The following is a 13,375-nucleotide window of genomic DNA, read 5'->3' as shown; positions in this document are numbered from 1 at the left end:
GGCCGCCCACAGCGGTGACCGACGGCTCCGCCGGAGACAGCACGCATCACGGCACGGCGCTCGCCGACGGTCTCCCCCGAGACAGCACGCCCAGCGGCACGGCCCCCACCGGCGACCCGGCCCAGGACAACACACCCCCACACACGCCCCCCACCGACGGCACCACCGCAAACGCCACGCCCAGCGGCACGGCCCCCACCGGCGGCCCGGCCCAGGACAACACACCCCCACATATGCCCCTCACCGACGACCCCACCCGAGACACCACGCCCAGCGGCACGGCCCCCGCCGGCGGCCCCGCCCGAGGCAACACACGCCCCCGCGCCGCCCTCACCGACGGTCTCGCGCGGAGCGGTGTGGTGCTGCTCGCGGTCGTCGCCGGGACGGCTGTCGCGAACAACTACGCTCTCCAGCCCGTGCTCGCCGCCGTCGCGGCCGACCTGGGCGTGCCGCTGGCGGTGATCGGCCTGGTCCCCACGGCCGCGCTCGTCGGGTGCACGACCGGCTTCGCCCTGCTGCTGCCGCTCACCGACCATCTCGCACCCAACCGCCTGGTCCCCGCGCAGCTGACCGCACTCGCCGCCGCGCTCTTCCTCGCCGCTGCCGCGCCCGGCCCGCTCGTGCTGCTGGCCGCGTATCTGCTCATCGGCGCGGCCGCGGCTGTCGCGGCGCAGGCCGGCAGCATCGCGGGACGCCATGCCCCGGCGGCGCGCCGCGGCAGGAGCGTGGCCACGGTGGCCGCCGGGATGTCGGCCGGCATCCTGCTCAGCCGCCTGGCGGGCGGCACCCTCGCCGACCTCCTCGGCTGGCGGCCCATGCTGCTCGTCTTCGCCGGGCTCGCCCTGGCCTGCGCGGTCGCCGCCGCGGGGTGCCTGCCCCGGCGGCGGCCAGGGCCCGGCCGCGGGTACGGGGCCACCCTCGCCTCGCTTCCTCCCCTGCTGCGCGAGCATCCCCCGCTGCGGCGCGCGGTGGCGGCCGGGGGGCTGTGGTACGTCGCGTTCCACCTGGTCTGGGTCGCCCTGGCTCTCGCTCTGGCCCAGCCGCCGCACTCGCTGGGCCCCACGTCCATCGGCCTCTACAGCCTGGCGGGGACGCTCGGCTTCGCCGTACTGCCGTACACCGGACGGCTCACCGACCGGTACGGTCCGCGTACGGTCGTCACCGCCGCCCTGCTGGCGGCCGCGGCCGGCACCGCCGTGCTGGCCACCGGTCTCGACGCGCCGCTCGTCACCGCGTCCGGGCTCGCCCTGTTCGACGCCGGGTGCTTCGCCGCGCAGGCGGCCAACCAGAGCCGGGTCATCGCGCTGGACCCCGATCGCTCGGGCAGCCTCAGCAGCGTCTATCTGGTCCTGTACTTCACGATCGGCTCGCTCGGCACCGCCCTCGCCGCGCCGCTGCTCGGCCTCCTCGGCTGGCGGGGCACCGCCGTCGCCGCGTCCGCCGTGCTGCTCCTGGCCGCCGCCGTCGTACGGACCGAGGCGCGGCGGGACGAAGGGGCCGTCGGGAGGCTGTGATTCCGCTGGTCGGCCCACCTACGCCCGCCTGGGCCCGGGGGTGTGGGGCGAGCCGGGGCGTCGTCGTGCGAGCGGAGCGGGCCGGTGTCAGGGTGAGGGGCAACGACCTGCGAAGGGAATCTCCATGATCACCACCGACTTCGTCGCCGGTTCCCCCTGTTGGCTCGACCTCGGCACACCCGACGTGCCGGCCGCCGCGGCGTTCTACAACACCGTCCTGGGCTGGGAGTACGAGCCCATGGAAGGCGGCGGCGAGGACATGGAGGGCGGGATGTTCCGCCGGGACGGGAAGATCGTCGCCGGGCTCGGCAAGCTCACCGAGGCGGGCGCGCGGTCGGCCTGGATGGTCTACTACTGCGTCACCGACGCGGACGCCACCACCCGGGCGGTCGAACAGGCGGGCGGCACGGTCCGGGTGCCGCCCATGGACCTGGAGGAGTGGGGCCGCATGGCGCAGTACAGCGACCCCCTGGGCGGCCAGTTCGCCGTCTGGCAGCCCGGCTCGCAGCCGGGCGTGGAACTGGTCGACGCTCCGGGCTCGCTGTCCTGGACGGAGCTGTACACGAGCGACGCCGCGGGCGCGAGGGACTTCTACGGAGAGGTCTTCGGCTGGCAGTACAGCGACATGGAACTGCCGGGCGGCGGCGGCACGTACACCCTGATCACCCCGGCCGGGCAGCCCGAGGAGCGCATGCAGGGCGGCCTCATGCAGATGCCGAAGGAGCACCTCACCCTGACGGACGGGCGGCCCTACTGGCACCCCGTCTTCGACGTCGAGGACTGCGACGCCGCGATCGCCCGCGTCCAGGAGAAGGGCGGCAGCGTCCAGATGGGCCCGGACGACGCGGAGGGCGTCGGCCGGCTCGCCGTCTGCCTGGACCCGGCGAAGGCGGACTTCGTGGTGCTCAAGCCCGCCCAGCGCTGACCCGGCGGTACCGCCCTTCCCATACGGTGCTCAGCCCCTGCTGCCGTCGACGACGGTGGCAGGGGCACCGGTGTCGGCCTCGGCTCCGGGTTCCCAGCGGAGCAGGTCTCCCGGCTGGCAGTCGAGCACCTCGCACAGCGCGGCGAGGGTCGTGAAGCGGACGGCCTTGGCGCGGCCGTTCTTCAGCACGGCCAGATTGGCGGGGGTGATGCCCACCCGCTCGGCGAGGTCGCCCACGGACATCTTCCGCCGGGCCAGCATCACGTCGATGTCGACGACGATCGGCATCAGATCACCTCGGCCAGCTCGGCCCGCATGCGCGCGGCCTCGACGTCACGCGCCACGGCCTGCGCGAGCAGCATCCGCAGGACCAGCACGATCAGCGCGACGCCCAGCACGGCCAGTGCCGCGCCGCAGATCAGCAGTACGATCCCGGGCGCCACCGCCTCGCCGGGGGCCAGGACGACGGCGAGCGAGAACACCAGCAGGGCCGCCGCGACGAAGGCACCGGTCACGACGTCGACGTAGCGGAACGCGGCGGTCGAGAACACCGTGCCGCGCCGCACCATCGTCGCCAGCCGCCATACGCACACCAGGACCACCTGGGCCGTCATGACGCCCAGCACGATGATCAGCAGCAGCGGTGTGCGCAGATGGGCGTAGTCCGGGTCGAGCCCGTCGAGGTCGGCGGCCAGCAGCGGCACCATCACCGCCTCCACGAACACCGAGCCGGCGAACAGCCCTCCGAGAACGGCACGCAGTGCGCGCAGGGCCAGCTTTCCCATCACCCCTCCAACGATCGATCCACGATAGGAATCTATCGAAAGTCGATAGATGGCGCAACAGGCCGCTGGGTGACGCCCCACCCGCGGTAATGCGCCCGAACGGCCCAGGCGTTCGGCGCCACCCGGCCCCGGGGGCCCGCCGGTCGGATGTGCGGTCGCGTCAGAACCTCATCGGTCGTGGGTCGTTGGACCCGGCGAGCGTGTCCGCGGCCTTATGGTGCGTCACGTACGAGACGAACGGCGGGGCAACCGGAACGCGGCACGCTGACCGGTTTCCATCGCTTTGGCCGACCGGCGGGCGGGCATCCTCACCGGCGGGACGCATCCGGAACGGAAGGTGGCACCGGCGTGAGGACTTCGACGCGCTCCCTGCCACACACCGCGGCGGCACTGCGACCGCGCAAGGTCATATCCCCCCTCTGACGGACGCCGTGGGCCGACCCGGCCCCGCGCCCCGGATTCCGCCACCGCACCGCGCGCGCTTCGCCATGCCCGCGTGCGCGCCTCGCCACCCATCACGTCAACCCTCCGTAACCGCACATCGAGTGGACGGCCCCCTGCGCGACACACGCGCCGGGCACGGTCACAGACGACTCCCTGGCCGACGTACCTGAAAGGGCTCCGCATGAGCAACCGAATGGCACGACGCGGAATGATCGGCGGGGCGCTGGCCGCCTGCCTGGTCGCCGGCACGATCGCCACCTCGGTGGCCGACGAGACGGCGGCGACCGACCAGCCCCCGGCGGAACGGGCCGCGGCGAGAATCCCCGCCGAACTTCCCCTCGGACCGGTCACGTTGGACGAGACCCGCACCTCCCGGACCGTCGCACCGGGCGTCACCCACATCGCGATCGAACGCGGCAGGGCCTCGGCGGACGACTTCTGGACGGTCACGATCGGCGTCGGCACCACCGACGAGGAGGTCGCCGAGCTGGAGCGCAGAGTCCGTGCCGCCGGGTACGAGCCGCGGCTCGACCCCACCGCGGGACCCGACCCCCGGGGCACCGAGGACGAGCCGCTCGGCATGATGGTGCGGGTGGGCAGGTACGCCGACCAGACCGCCGCCAACCGGGCCCGCAGCGAGATGGTCTCCCGCGGTCTGACCGGCGTGGTCCACCACACCAGCGAGGACGGACAGCCCACCACCGGCCCCTGGTCACTGGACGTCCTGGTCGTCGACCCGGCCAGGTTCACCGGCCGGCTGCGCTCCGAACTGGCCAGCGGGATCGTCCCGGGCCGGGAGACCACCAGCTCGATGGCACGGCGCACCGGCGCCCTCGCCGCGGTCAACGGCGGGTTCTTCGTCATCGACAGCGGCCGGCACACCCCCGGCCCCGGACTGACCGGCACCGACGGCGACCTCGCCGGCATCTCGGTCGTCGGCGGGAACCTCGTCTCGGAGGCTGTGAACGACCGGCCCGCGCTGGTCATCCCGGCCGACTCCGGCCGGGGCTCGGCCGTGCGCCGGCTGCGGACCAGCCTCAGCGTGCGCACCGACGCCGGCGTCACCCGCCAGGTGACCGGCCTCAACCGGCAGGCCGGGCTGATCGTGAACTGCGGCGGCGTCGGCACCGCCACGCCCTTCTCCCACCCCTTCCAGGAATACACCTGCGGCAACGACAACGAACTCCTGGCCATCACCCCGAAGTTCGGCACCACCGCCCCGTCGGGAGCCGGCTATCAGGCCACCCTCGACGCCGACGGCCGTGTGACCGCCGTACAGCAGAGCCGGGGCGGTGCGGTGCCCGCGCGGGGCACCCTGCTCCAGGGCACCGGGACCGGGGCCCAGTGGCTGCGCGACCACGCCCGCGTCGGTGACCGGCTGACCGTGCGCAGCGCGGTGGTGGACTCCGACAGCGGCGCCCGGGTGCCGGTCACCTCCAAGACGTCCGTCATCAACGGCGCCCCGCTGCTGCTGCGCAACGGCCGGACGGCCCTGGACCCCGTCCGCGACGGCTGGGGCCCCGTGGAGATCGCGGGCTCCGACCGTGAGGCCCTGTTCAACGCCTGGTACCTGCGCCGCAATCCGCGTACCGCGGCCGGTGTCACCAAGGACGGAAAGATCGTCCTGCTCACCGCCGACGGACGCCGGCCCGGCTACACGGTCGGCCTGAGCACCCCCGAGACCGCCGCGGTCATGCGCAGCCTCGGCGCGGTGAACGCCCTCAACCTCGACGGCGGCGGCTCGACCGCGATGGTCGTGAACAACGCCCTCCAGGGCACCCCCAGCGACCGCACCGGTGAACGCCCCGACGGGGACGCCCTCATGATCCTGCCGCCTTCGGCCCGGTAGGTTCCCCGCCCTCCCCGGGCGTCAGGCCACGGCCCACGGTCACCGCCCACACCACCGTCGAGGGGGCGGTGACCGACACCGTCCCGGGCCTGCGGGCGCCCGCCAGCGCGAACTCGTTCTGCACCACGGCCGGTTCGTCCGGGGAGCAGGTGTGCGAGAAGTGCACCGCGAGCGCGGGCAGGTCCACGGTCACCTCGCCCGTGCCGCGGCAACTCACCGCCACGACAAGGGCCTCGCCCCCTGGCCCGGCGTCGTACGAGAAGGCCGCGCCGCCGCGGGCCGGTCCGTACCGGCCGGCCAGGGTCTCGCCGGTTCCCCCGTCGAGCGACGGCGGGGTGACGGCCACCGGTTGCCCGGCCGTCCCGGCCGTCGCCGCCCCGGCCGGGGAGGCGCTCGGCGCGTCCGGTCGTGGATCGGCCTGTCGTGGATCGGCCTGTCGTGGATCGTCCGGTCGTGGATCGGCCGGTCGTGGATCGGCCGGTCGTGGATCGGCCGGTCGTGGATCGGCCGAGTGCTGCGGTGGGGCGGTGCAGGCCGCGGCGGCCAGTACGGTCAGCAGCCAGACAGGGTTCCGCCGGCGGCGGGTCACGGTAGACACGGGCCCACGCTAGGCAGGGGGCGGGCACGGTTCGGCCGTATCGGCGTCGTTCTGAGCAGAACCTGAGGAAAGGGTCGGCCGGCCACGTTCGTCAGCCGGTGTCCGGGCACGCGGACCGCCCGCCGGGGCCCCCGCACACCGCGTGGACCACGGGTCGGCTCCCGTCTGCGATCATGACGGCGTGAGGAACGGCCCCCGGACGGCGAGGGGTTCCTCAGTGGCTGTCCGGTGCAGGGGGAAGGGACGACGAACGTGCTGGTGGCGGGGCGGTATGTGCTGGAGACTCCGCTGGGACGCGGCGCGATGGGCGAGGTGTGGCGGGCCACCGACCAGACCTTGAACCGGCCGGTCGCCCTGAAGCTGCTGACCGGTGAGGCGGCGGAGAAGGACACCGCGCGCTTCCACCTGGAGGCGCAGACCGCGGCCCGCCTCAACCACCCCCATGTGGTGGGCGTCTACGACTTCGGGTCGCACGCCGGGCAGCCGTACCTGGTCATGGAGCTGGTGGAGGGCTGGAGCCTGGCCCAGGAGCGGTCGCTGCGCGGCACCCTGCCGCCGGGCGAAGCGGCGCGGATCGTGGGGCAGTTGGCGAACGGTCTCGCGGCCGCGCACCGTCAGGGCGTGATCCACCGGGACATCAAGCCGGCCAATGTGATGCTGACCGCCGACGGCGTCGCGAAGATCACCGATTTCGGCATCGCACGGTTCGCCGACGCGGCCGCCGGTGCGCTGACCGCGACCGGCACGGTCGTCGGCTCGGCCGCCTATCTGGCCCCCGAGCGCGCCCTGGGCCGTCCGGCCGAACCCGCCTGCGACGTCTACGCGATGGGCTGCCTGCTGTACGAACTGCTCACCGGGCGCCCACCGTTCACGGGGGCGACGAGCCTGGCCGTGGTCCAGCAGCAGGTGGACGCCGCGCCGGTGCCGCCCGCCCGGCTGCGTCCCGACATACCCCAGCCGCTGTCCGAGTTCGTGCTGCGCCTGCTGGAGAAGGACCCGGCCCGGCGTCCTACCGCGGGCGAGGCCGCCACCTGGCTGACGGCGCTGCCCGCCGCGCCCCACCGGACCGCGGAGGAGCACGCCTATCCCGCGGCGGCGCAGGGGCAGGGGTACACGGGCGGGGTGCGGGGGCGGGGGGTCGCCGCCCCCTCGCCGGAGCGGGGGTTCGCCGCCGCCCCGCCGGAGCGGGGGTTCGCCGCCGCCCCGCCGGAGCAGGGGTTCGCCGCCGCCCCGCCGGAGCAGGGGTACGCCGCCGCACGGCAGGCGCGTGGGTTCGGCGGCACGCCACCGGCTCACACCCTCCCTGCCGCCGCCTCGGCGCACACCCTCCCCGCGGCCTCGCCGGAGCCCGCCTCCGGTGCGGTCCCGCCCGTGCCGTCACCGGGGGACCGGTCGGCCCGGCCGGCCGGGGGGCGACGGCGTCCCGCCCGGCCGCGCGCGGGCCTCTCCCCCAAGGTGCTGTTCGCCGTCGGCGGCGTCCTGGTGTTCGGCGCGTCGGCGGCTCTGGGTGCCAGCCTGTCCTCCGGTGACAGCGACGACGCCTCCCCCGCCGGCCCGTCCGCGTCATCCTCCCCCTCCTCCCCGGACCGGCCCGCCGCCGAGACCCCGGAGCCGACGCCGACGGCGTCCGTCGTCATGAGCGACGAGAAGGACACGGAGGACGGCAAGGAGGACGGCAAGAAGCACAAGAAGTCCGAGGAGGAGGACCGGGAGGACGACTGAGGCCGTCAGGGCCCGGCCGGGCTCACCCCGAGGTGCGGTTGCGCCCCGGAGTGAAGACCAGGGCCACCAGGGCGAGTCCTACGACGGTCCCCGCCAGCTGCATACCGACGAACCCGGCGACCGAGCCGGGCGCGATGCCCGCCGGGGTGTCGGTGAAGGCGCGGCCGATCGTCACCGCCGGGTTGGCGAAGGACGTGGACGAGGTGAACCAGTACGCGGCGCCGATGTAGGAGGCGACGGCGACCGGGGCGAAGCGCAGCCGGCCGGTACGGGCCAGGCCGAAGACCAGCAGGATCAGGCCCGCGGTGGCGACGGCCTCGCCGAGGAGCACGGGCCCGCCGGAACGGTCGTGCGTGGACGCTCTCACCAGCGGCTCGCCGAACATCGCGTCGGCCAGCACACTGCCCGCGAAGGCGCCGGCGACCTGCGCCGTGACGTACACGGCCGTCTCCCGCAGCGTGACCCCGACGCCGAGGCTGCGGCCGGTCCACCACTCGGCGAGGGTGACGGCGGGGTTCAGGTGCGCTCCGGAGACCGGCCCGAACAGGGTGATGAGGACGCCGAGGCCGAACGCGGTCGCGAGCGAGCAGGCCAGCAGTTGCAGACCCGCGTCGTCGGTCAGCCGGCCGGCCTGGATGCCGGCCCCCACGGCGACCGCCACGAGGGCGGCGGTGCCGAGGAGTTCGGCCGCCGCTCTCGCACGCAGCGGCGGGGGGACGGGCAGGGCCGGCCGCGGCGCGTGCGGCGTCTCGGCACCGGTCGGGGCGGCGGTCACGGACTCCCCGGCTCTCTCGTGCCGGGTGGCCTCCATGGACGTCAACAGTTCTCCTCGACAGAGTTCGCCACGAGGGCGATGGGACAGGGCAGAACCGCTGGACGTTGGTCCGGCGGTGGTGCGCACGGTCTCCGCGAGGTCTGCGAACCGACCGGCAGGTGAGGAAGGACGTCCACCTCGCGCGGGGTACGGGCGTGGGACCGACGTCGTCCGCACCGATAGTGGCACATTGCCGGTGACGCCTAAGCCCCTGGTGGCCGCGGCCACCGGCCAGGCCCGGTGCCGTGGCCGTCAGGAGTCCAGCCAGGCCCTGAGGTCGTCGGTGTGCTCCCCGAGCGCGGGCGGGCGGCGGGTGTGGTGCGGGGGTGTGGCGGACAGGCCGATCGGGTTGGCGACGAGGTCCATCGGCCTCCCGTCGGCCGCGGGGACGGTGGCGCGGGGCGCGAGCCCGAGCCGTTCGGCGAGTTCGAAGGCCTGGGCCAGGTCGTTCACCGGGCCGCAGGGCACGCCCAGCGGGGTGAGCAGGTCGAACCACTCGGACGCGGTGCGCCGCGCCAGCAGCGCGCCGATGAGCCGGGCCAGGTCCTCGACGTGCGCCACGCGGTCGGTGTTCGTGGCGAACCGCGGGTCGCCGGCGAGCTCGGGCGCGTCCAGGCCGCGGCACAGCGCGGCGAACTGCCGGTCGTTGCCGACCGCGAGCACGAACGGCCGGTCCCGCGCCTGGAACACCTCGTACGGCGCGATCGACGGGTGCCGGTTGCCGAGGATGCCGGGCACGCGTCCGGTCAGGGTGTGGGCGGCGGCCTGGTTGACGAGGCTGGACAGCAGACAGGACAGCAGGTCGACCTGGACGTGCTGGCCCTGCCCGGTCGCGTCGCGGTGCCGCAGCGCGGCGAGCGCGCCGACGACGGCGTGCAGTCCGGTGAGCACGTCCACCACGGCGACGCCGGTCTTCACCGGCTGCCCGGGGGCCGGGCCGGTCACGCTCATCAGCCCGCCGACCGCCTGGATCAGCAGGTCGTAGCCGGACAGCGCGGCCCCCGCGCCGGCCCCGAAGCCGGTCACCGAGCAGTAGACGAGACCGGGGTTGAGTTCCCGCGCGGACGCGTAGCCGATTCCGTACTTGTCCATCGTGCCGGGCCGGAAGTTCTCGAACAGCACATCGGCGCGGCGCACCAGCTCCCTGGCCCGCCGCAGGTCGTCGGTGTTGCGCAGATCGAGCGTCAGGGAGCGCTTGTTGCGGTTCACGGACAGGTAGTAGGTGGCCTCACCGTGGGCGTACGGCGGCCCCCACGCGCGCGCGTCGTCGCCGGTGCCGGGCTGCTCCACCTTGATCACGTCGGCGCCCAGATCGGCGAGCAGCATCGTCGCGTACGGGGCGGCCAGCACGCGGCCGAAGTCGGCGACGAGCACCCCCTCCAGCGGCAGGCGCACCGCCGGGGTCCCGCCGTCCCGCGCGTCGCCGCTTCCCGGGCTCATCCGCATCGCGTGTCCCCTTCAAGCCGTTCCCGCCTGCCAGGGACGTCATTGTGGGGACGACCCGCGGCACGGGACATTGGACACGGTGTACAGGCGCCACCCCCGCGGGCAGGCCGTTTCGTCCATGGTGTCGGGGCGGCGCTACTGTGCCCGCATGCGACGGGACGACGAAGGTGTGCTGTCGCCGCGTCTGCGGCTGGGAAGCGTGGTGCTGCGCGGGGCGATGTTCGGGGTGGTCGGCGCGACGGTGGCGGCCGTGGCGGCGCTGGCCGAGGGCGACCACGACGAGCGTCTTGAGTTCCTGGCCGGCGTCAGCGGGATGTGCCTCATCGGCGGGGGCTTCCTGCTGCTCATCGGCCTGTACTTCTGGTCCGCGTGCGACGGTGACCTCCGGCGGGTGAGGGACTGGCGCAGCGTCACGAGCCAGTGGGAGGGCCCCACCGTGGTCACCCCGGTCTTCGTGCGGCTCGGCGCGCTCGCCCTGGTCGTCGCGCCCGCCGCGATCGGGCTGTACCAGCTGGTGGACGGGGCGCCGTACGGCAGTTGGCTGTACAGCCACTGACCCTGCGGGCCGGTCCTCGGGTGGGAAGGCCGTGGGGTTCTTCGGCGGTGGCCCGTCGGCGAGGGCTGGGCGGCGGACGGGCTGGAGGAGCAACCGTCCGGCGGTGGTGGCCGAGTTACCGGGCGCTTCCCGCACGGCTTCGAGGGGGTGCCCGGGGGGGGTGCCCCTGGCCGGCCCGTGGCCGGCCATGAGGCGTCGCCGGGCCGGACTCACGGTCCGGTCGGTGCGCCTCCCGTCCAGGTCTCCGCCGGGCGGTGCTGCTGCTGGTGGTGGTGATGGGGAGGGCCCGCGGGGGGCGCGGGTGGTATCACTCGCGCCAACTCACGGCGCAGCCGGTCGGCTTCACCGCTCACCTGGGCGGGGATGTCGCCGCGTTCGGCCACGAGGCGGCTGTAGATGGGAGTTTCGAGGAACACGGTGGGATCTGCCTGCCTTCTCGGTCAACGGGAACCAGCGGGGTCGGACGGCGCTGCAGGACAGCGTAGGGACCACCACTGACAACCACCGACTCCCCCGTCCACAGATAGTGCCAGGCCGCCGCGCGCGCCACGCCGCCGGGAGGGGATCAGTCGTGAACCGTCCCCTCCCGGCCGGATCCGTCTGTAGGTCAGCCGAACTGGCCGGGCCGGTAGTCGCCGGCCGGCTGCCGGACGATGACGTTCATCCGGTTGTAGGCGTTGATCAGCGCGATCAGCGACACCAGGGCCGCCAGCTGGTCCTCGTCGAAGTGCTTCGCCGCGTCCGCCCACGCCTCGTCGCTCACCCCGCCCGCCGCGTCGGCGATCCGGGTCCCCTGCTCGGTCAGCTCCAGCGCGGCCCGCTCGGCCTCCGTGAACACCTTCGCCTCCCGCCACGCCGCGACCAGGTTCAGCCGCGTCTGCGTCTCCCCCGCGTGCGCCGCGTCCTTGGTGTGCATGTCCGTGCAGAAACCACAGCCGTTGATCTGGCTCGCACGGATCTTCACCAGCTCCTGCACCGCCCCCGGCAGCGCCGAGTCGGAGACGGCCTTGCCCGCCGAGTTGACGTACTTCGCGAACTTCTGCGCGACCGCGTTGCCGTAGTAGCCGAAACGGGCTTCCATCGTGATCTCCCTCGCATGCCGTCGTTTGCCTCACCTCACTGACGCGCCGCGGAGGAACGATGTGACAGACACCGGCATGTGACCCGCGTCACCCGAGGGGGGCGGCGTCACCGGGACCGGCAGGCCGGCCGCTACTGCGCGGCCCGTACCGCCGCGCCCGCCGCCGCGATGTCCAGGTCGACCAGGACGGCCCCGCCCTCGCGGCGGCCCCGCTCGGAGATGGCGAGGCCGATCAGCGCCAGCTCGGCGGCGTGATCGCGCAGCCGGTGCCGTTCGGGCGTCTCCCGGACGGGCGCCCGCCGTTCGTCGCGCTCCCACGCGGCGACCGCCGCGTCGGCGAGGTCCTGGGGAAGTCGCACGGTGACCCGGGCGGTCTGCGCTTCGACACGCGCCCCGATCGCTGCGAGCACCGCCGCGTCGTCGCGGTACCGGCCGTATGGCGAAAGGTCGTTCACGCGTCGAGGGTAGCGGCGCCGCCGAGAGCGCCGAGGCCCGGCTCGCGGGTGTGTCGGGGCACTCGGACGGCGCGCACCCGGGCCGGCGCCCGGCCCCTCACTCGGCCGGGGCCGTCGCGTGGGACAGCGCCACCCCGCCGATGATCAGGGCGAGGGCGAGGAGGCGGCCGAGGGTCACCGGGTCCTTGTGGACGACGACGCCCAGCGTGATGGCGCCGGCCGCGCCGATGCCGGTGAAGACCGCGTAGGCCGTGCCCACCGGCAGTCCCCGCATCGCCAGGGACAGCAGATAGACGGCGACGGCGGCGAGCGCGAAGCAGAGCAGGGTGGGCAGCGGACGGGTGAAGCCTGCCGTGGGCCTGATGCTCTGCGACCAGCCGACCTCCACCAGGCCGGCGGCGATGAGGAGCAGCCAGTTCACAGGGACTCTCCTGTCTTGCGGGCGGCCTCCAGCGCGGCCGCGCGGGACGCTTCGTGCGCGCCGCGCCGGTCGGCGAGGGCCGGATCGACGAGGGAGTTGACCAGTTCGGTGCCGAGGAAGGTCATGTCCTCCTCGGGCACGGCGAAGTGGCCGGCGAAGAAGTCGCGCAGATAGCGCTCCTGGTGGTCGTACGGGTGGCGCGGGGCGCCCGGGCCGTACGCCCCGCCGCGCGCGTACGCCACGGCGAACCGCCGCCCGGCCAGGGACATCCGCGGGAAGGTGACCTGGTCGATCCATGCCTTGAGGGACGCCGGGATCGAGTAGTTGTACATCGGCGTGGCGATCAACACGGCGTCGGCGGCGACGAGTTCGGACAGCAGCGGCTCGACGACCGCCCAGGCCGCCTCCTGCGCGGGCGTGCGCACGGCCTCCCGGTAGCGCGCGGTGTCGGTGATCCCGTGCTCCAGCACGTAGTCGCACAGCTCGGTCCACGCCTCGCCGATCTGCGGGACGGGCGTACGGGCGAGGTCGCGGTGGACGTAGGTGCCGCCGGGGTGGGACGCGCGCCAGGCGGCGGCGACGGCGTCGCCCACCTCCCGGCTGAAGGACTGGCGGCGGGCACTGGCGTCGATGTGCAGCAGCGTGGTCATGACGGGGTCCTCTCGGAATCGGCCGGAACAGTAACCGGACACAGCGTCCAGTTATACCGGACGAGAGGCTCAACCGGACAGGGCGTCCAGTTATTCCGGTAGGCTGTACCCCATG

At 74.2% G+C, this 13,375-nt stretch carries 14 protein-coding genes; 5 read left to right on the top strand and 9 right to left on the bottom strand.

What is annotated here, in order from left to right; all coding sequences use genetic code 11:
* Positions 1-14: 14 nt before the first annotated feature.
* Both ACIGXJ_RS07135 and ACIGXJ_RS07130 read left to right on the top strand, forming a co-directional pair.
* Positions 15-1,514 carry an MFS transporter gene (locus ACIGXJ_RS07135; RefSeq protein ID WP_399642285.1) on the top strand — a complete coding sequence of 500 codons (1,500 nt, stop codon included), beginning with the start codon at positions 15-17 and terminating at the stop codon, positions 1,512-1,514.
* Positions 1,515-1,638: 124 nt separating this feature from the next.
* Positions 1,639-2,439, top strand: a complete 801-nt coding sequence (locus tag ACIGXJ_RS07130; RefSeq protein ID WP_399642284.1) for a VOC family protein — start codon at positions 1,639-1,641, stop codon at positions 2,437-2,439.
* Positions 2,440-2,469: 30 nt separating this feature from the next.
* On the opposite strand, the gene ACIGXJ_RS07125 is transcribed toward ACIGXJ_RS07130, so the two are convergent.
* Positions 2,470-2,727, bottom strand: a complete 258-nt coding sequence (locus ACIGXJ_RS07125; RefSeq protein WP_399642283.1) for a helix-turn-helix domain-containing protein — start codon at positions 2,725-2,727, stop codon at positions 2,470-2,472.
* Positions 2,727-3,224: a DUF2975 domain-containing protein gene (locus ACIGXJ_RS07120; protein WP_399642282.1), complete on the bottom strand. Its 498-nt coding sequence runs from the start codon at positions 3,222-3,224 to the stop codon at positions 2,727-2,729. Before ACIGXJ_RS07120 ends, ACIGXJ_RS07125 begins: the two co-directional genes overlap by 1 nt.
* Before the next feature lie 637 nt (positions 3,225-3,861).
* Between ACIGXJ_RS07120 and ACIGXJ_RS07115 the strand changes: the two genes are divergently transcribed.
* The gene (locus tag ACIGXJ_RS07115) at positions 3,862-5,517 is read left to right on the top strand and encodes a phosphodiester glycosidase family protein (RefSeq protein ID WP_399642281.1); all 1,656 of its coding nucleotides are present in this window, start codon (positions 3,862-3,864) and stop codon (positions 5,515-5,517) included.
* On the opposite strand, the gene ACIGXJ_RS07110 is transcribed toward ACIGXJ_RS07115, so the two are convergent.
* Positions 5,489-6,115, bottom strand: coding sequence for a hypothetical protein (locus ACIGXJ_RS07110; protein WP_399642280.1), 627 nt, complete (start codon positions 6,113-6,115; stop codon positions 5,489-5,491). The two genes, ACIGXJ_RS07115 and ACIGXJ_RS07110, sit on opposite strands and share 29 nt — an antisense overlap.
* Positions 6,116-6,367: 252 nt before the next feature.
* On the opposite strand from ACIGXJ_RS07110, the gene ACIGXJ_RS07105 reads away from it, so the two are divergent.
* Positions 6,368-7,837 (top strand): protein kinase, encoded by a 1,470-nt coding sequence (locus ACIGXJ_RS07105; RefSeq protein ID WP_399642279.1) that lies wholly within the window; start codon positions 6,368-6,370, stop codon positions 7,835-7,837.
* Positions 7,838-7,859: 22 nt separating this feature from the next.
* On the opposite strand, the gene ACIGXJ_RS07100 is transcribed toward ACIGXJ_RS07105, so the two are convergent.
* Positions 7,860-8,648, bottom strand: coding sequence for an aquaporin (locus tag ACIGXJ_RS07100; RefSeq protein WP_399642781.1), 789 nt, complete (start codon positions 8,646-8,648; stop codon positions 7,860-7,862).
* A 255-nt stretch (positions 8,649-8,903) separates the two neighbouring features.
* Complete coding sequence (locus ACIGXJ_RS07095; protein WP_399642278.1) at positions 8,904-10,091, bottom strand: CaiB/BaiF CoA transferase family protein; 1,188 nt, start codon at positions 10,089-10,091, stop codon at positions 8,904-8,906.
* 154 nt (positions 10,092-10,245) lie between these two features.
* On the opposite strand from ACIGXJ_RS07095, the gene ACIGXJ_RS07090 reads away from it, so the two are divergent.
* On the top strand, positions 10,246-10,653 hold the full coding sequence (locus ACIGXJ_RS07090) for a DUF6336 family protein (protein ID WP_399642277.1): 408 nt from the start codon (positions 10,246-10,248) through the stop codon (positions 10,651-10,653).
* Between the two features lie 607 nt (positions 10,654-11,260).
* Here the strand turns inward: ACIGXJ_RS07090 and ACIGXJ_RS07085 are convergent.
* From ACIGXJ_RS07085 to ACIGXJ_RS07070, 4 genes are all read right to left on the bottom strand, one after another.
* Positions 11,261-11,734 (bottom strand): carboxymuconolactone decarboxylase family protein, encoded by a 474-nt coding sequence (locus ACIGXJ_RS07085; protein ID WP_399642276.1) that lies wholly within the window; start codon positions 11,732-11,734, stop codon positions 11,261-11,263.
* A 131-nt stretch (positions 11,735-11,865) separates the two neighbouring features.
* A complete protein-coding gene (locus ACIGXJ_RS07080; protein WP_399642275.1) occupies positions 11,866-12,189 on the bottom strand; it encodes a hypothetical protein in 324 nt (107 codons plus the stop codon).
* A 97-nt stretch (positions 12,190-12,286) separates the two neighbouring features.
* Positions 12,287-12,610, bottom strand: a complete 324-nt coding sequence (locus tag ACIGXJ_RS07075; protein ID WP_399642274.1) for a DMT family transporter — start codon at positions 12,608-12,610, stop codon at positions 12,287-12,289.
* Complete coding sequence (locus tag ACIGXJ_RS07070) at positions 12,607-13,260, bottom strand: FMN-dependent NADH-azoreductase (RefSeq protein ID WP_399642273.1); 654 nt, start codon at positions 13,258-13,260, stop codon at positions 12,607-12,609. The genes ACIGXJ_RS07075 and ACIGXJ_RS07070 overlap by 4 nt, the downstream gene beginning before the upstream one ends.
* Positions 13,261-13,375: the final 115 nt, after the last annotated feature.

It is taken from the genome of Streptomyces sp. NPDC053367, assembly GCF_044545925.1.
Lineage (GTDB): Bacteria > Actinomycetota > Actinomycetes > Streptomycetales > Streptomycetaceae > Streptomyces.
Note: the sequence above shows the minus strand (reverse complement) of the source record. Positions and strands in the feature narration are given on the sequence as shown.

Coding starts and splice junctions, on each gene's coding strand:
- ACIGXJ_RS07100 (WP_399642781.1), bottom strand. CDS start 8,648: ATGGAGGCCACCCGGCACGAGAGAGCCGGGGAGTCCGTGACCGCCGCC.
- ACIGXJ_RS07125 (WP_399642283.1), bottom strand. CDS start 2,727: ATGCCGATCGTCGTCGACATCGACGTGATGCTGGCCCGGCGGAAGATG.
- ACIGXJ_RS07120 (WP_399642282.1), bottom strand. CDS start 3,224: ATGGGAAAGCTGGCCCTGCGCGCACTGCGTGCCGTTCTCGGAGGGCTG.
- ACIGXJ_RS07070 (WP_399642273.1), bottom strand. CDS start 13,260: ATGACCACGCTGCTGCACATCGACGCCAGTGCCCGCCGCCAGTCCTTC.
- ACIGXJ_RS07095 (WP_399642278.1), bottom strand. CDS start 10,091: ATGAGCCCGGGAAGCGGCGACGCGCGGGACGGCGGGACCCCGGCGGTG.
- ACIGXJ_RS07085 (WP_399642276.1), bottom strand. CDS start 11,734: ATGGAAGCCCGTTTCGGCTACTACGGCAACGCGGTCGCGCAGAAGTTC.
- ACIGXJ_RS07130 (WP_399642284.1), top strand. CDS start 1,639: ATGATCACCACCGACTTCGTCGCCGGTTCCCCCTGTTGGCTCGACCTC.
- ACIGXJ_RS07090 (WP_399642277.1), top strand. CDS start 10,246: ATGCGACGGGACGACGAAGGTGTGCTGTCGCCGCGTCTGCGGCTGGGA.
- ACIGXJ_RS07115 (WP_399642281.1), top strand. CDS start 3,862: ATGGCACGACGCGGAATGATCGGCGGGGCGCTGGCCGCCTGCCTGGTC.